This window comes from Microvirga sp. P4_G7, from assembly GCF_056401005.1.
Genome location: NZ_JBFUKD010000556.1, coordinates 1 through 2,507 on the forward strand (window position 1 = coordinate 1; position 2,507 = coordinate 2,507).

General features: G+C 58.8%; 3 protein-coding genes and 1 tRNA gene. 2 read left to right on the forward strand and 2 right to left on the reverse strand.

Annotated elements, in window-relative coordinates; all coding sequences use genetic code 11:
• Window positions 1–95 precede the first annotated feature (95 nt).
• A complete protein-coding gene (msrA, locus tag AC1DT3_RS17835; protein WP_477466571.1) occupies window positions 96–758 on the reverse strand; it encodes a peptide-methionine (S)-S-oxide reductase MsrA in 663 nt (220 codons plus the stop codon).
• Window positions 759–836: 78 nt separating this feature from the next.
• A complete protein-coding gene (locus AC1DT3_RS17840) occupies window positions 837–1,157 on the reverse strand; it encodes a PetM family of cytochrome b6f complex subunit 7 (RefSeq protein WP_477466572.1) in 321 nt (106 codons plus the stop codon).
• A 209-nt stretch (window positions 1,158–1,366) separates the two neighbouring features.
• Here AC1DT3_RS17840 and AC1DT3_RS17845 point away from each other — a divergent pair.
• Window positions 1,367–1,456, forward strand: a tRNA-Ser gene (locus tag AC1DT3_RS17845).
• A gap of 395 nt (window positions 1,457–1,851) precedes the next feature.
• A partial coding sequence (locus tag AC1DT3_RS17850) for an FG-GAP repeat domain-containing protein (RefSeq protein ID WP_477466573.1) occupies window positions 1,852–2,507 on the forward strand: 656 nt, incomplete at its 3' end.

Consider the following 2,507-nt stretch of genomic DNA (forward strand, 5'->3'; position numbering starts at 1 on the left):
CCATGAATGGGTGCGAATGCGCAAGCGATACGCCAGCTGACCGCGCACGACCGCCGCGGCAAGCCGCCGGGCGGTCGCTCAGGCGCGATGAAGGACTAAGCCGAGGCTGTCACCCCAGTACCGATGGGACAAGACACGCCGGTGCCCCCAAGGCCGCAATAGCCGTTCGGGTTTTTGGCGAGATACTGCTGGTGATAATCTTCAGCGAAGTAGAATGGGCCAGCGTCTTGGATCTCTGTCGTGACAGGACCGAATCCGCGCTCCGCCAGCACCTTTCCATAAGACGCCTTGGCGTCTTCCGCTGCCTTCTTCTGCGCCTCGCCGAACACGTATATTCCAGAGCGATATTGGGTACCGACATCGTTCCCCTGGCGCATGCCTTGGGTCGGGTCATGGCTTTCGAAGAACGTCTTCAAGAGTGCCTCATACGAGATCACCTTGGGGTCGAACACCACCAGGACGACTTCGTTATGTCCGGTCAGGCCGCTGCACACTTCCTCATAGGTGGGGTTGGGCGTCACGCCGGCGGCGTAGCCTGCAGCGGTGACGAACACGCCCTCCCCCAGTTCCCAGAACTTGCGCTCGGCGCCCCAGAAACAGCCCAGCCCGAACACCGCCTTCTCCAGACCGGCGGGATACGGCCCTTTGAGGGGCTCGCCGTTGACGAAGTGACGCTCCGCAGTGGGAATGGCGTCGGACCGACCCGGAAGGGCCTCATCGGCCGTGGGAAGGCCGAGACGCTTGCGCAGATTGAACATGAAAGGCTCCTTGGCTCAGGTCCAGATGTAAGCATCCGCAGGCCCGATCGCGAGGGTGGCTCACCGCCCTGTGAGCGTTCAGCGGCTGGCCAGATAGCCGATGGGCTCCACGTGCCTCTGATGCCCAAGCCACAGGAAGAAAACGCCGAGGACGAATCCCACCACCGAGGCCGGCATGCGCATCAATGCGATGAGGATGGGATCCCACAACCACGGAGCAAGCCCCGTCGCGGCCACCTGGGCTTGCGGGATCGCCTGGGACGACAAGGTTTCGACGACTTCGCGGACGGAGGAGAAGGACAGCGCGTTGTTGACGATTGACCGCGTGCCGTCGACCACAAGGCCAATAAACCCGCCAGCGACCAGAACAAGCCCCACCAAACGCGCCAGAAACTTCAACTTATCCTCCCTATATAAAGGGGAACCATAGAGCGCCTGCCTGGAATGACAAGATCAAGCTCGGCCGTTTTCGCCCTACGGCATGAGCATAACGACTTGCTTTTGATGTCCATTTGACGATAGAGGAGCCCTCAGCGAACCCGACTCGGGGCAGGCCCACCCAGGCCCCATGACCCAGCCGGTCGACTATGTCATGAGTTTCGCTCAGTGGAGGGGTGGCCGAGTGGTTGAAGGCGCACGCCTGGAAAGTGTGTATACGGGCAACCGTATCGCGGGTTCGAATCCCGCTCCCTCCGCCACTGTCTAACTTCTTGGTACTGCTAGTTTTCGACGCCCTGCCAGGGCTATAGGGTGCCCGAAATGTTGGTTCTTGCTGGCAATCCGCATTCGTTGGCATTCCGAATTCAAGACTTTAGCGTGATCGCTTCCGAGGCGTAGCCCTATCTCCGGCACCATTCTTCCGGTCATTGTCCAGCTCTTATCTTCCGCGCGGACGATGTGAATTGCCACTGCAATTTGCGTTGCAGGCGTCCCTCACCTTCCAAAAAATCACCCGCGCCAGCTATCGGTCTACCTCCTTCGGGTCAGGCATGACTCCAGCGAAGCTGTTATTCTGGCGGACCGCAGATAGGACGGCATTTTTCCTTTCTTCAGTGCGCAGCCCGACGAAAATCTCCGGATCCGGATGAGCACCATGTTCAAGACGAAGTATCAGACGCCGAAATCCCTCGGCATCCACTATGGCGCCGACAAGGATGGGGAGTACTACATCCTCGGCCTATCGACCCGTCTCGATGTCAACCGCGACGGCCGACAGGACGTCCTCGTGGGATTGACGTCCAAACACCTCCTTCAGGTCGATGCGGCGCCAGTCAAGATTCTCATCAGCAACGGCGATACACTGCTCGATCAGACGGCTAAGTATCTACCCTTCAAACCCTCGGCCCATTTCATTCGCAACATCTACGTCGCTGATTTCAATGGCGACAAACGGGACGATATTTATCTGAATTCCACTGGTCAGGAGGTCCAACCCTTTCCCGGCGAACAGAATCGGCTGTTTCTCTCCAACAGCCACGGGACATTTTCTGACGCGACGAAGACCAGCCTCCCGAAGCGCAAGGATTTCAGCCATAGCGGTGGCGTAGGCGATTTCGACGGCGATGGCGACATCGACATCATTTCCAACAGCTTCGGCACGCCGACATACCAAGGGGGTAGCTACCTGCTGTTCAACGACGGACGCGGAAAGTTCACTGAAGTGGCCTCCTTCACGAACCAGAGAGGGTATTTTCCGGACTCCCTCGGCTGGGGGACCTACTGGATCCATGTAGTCGACATGAATGGCGA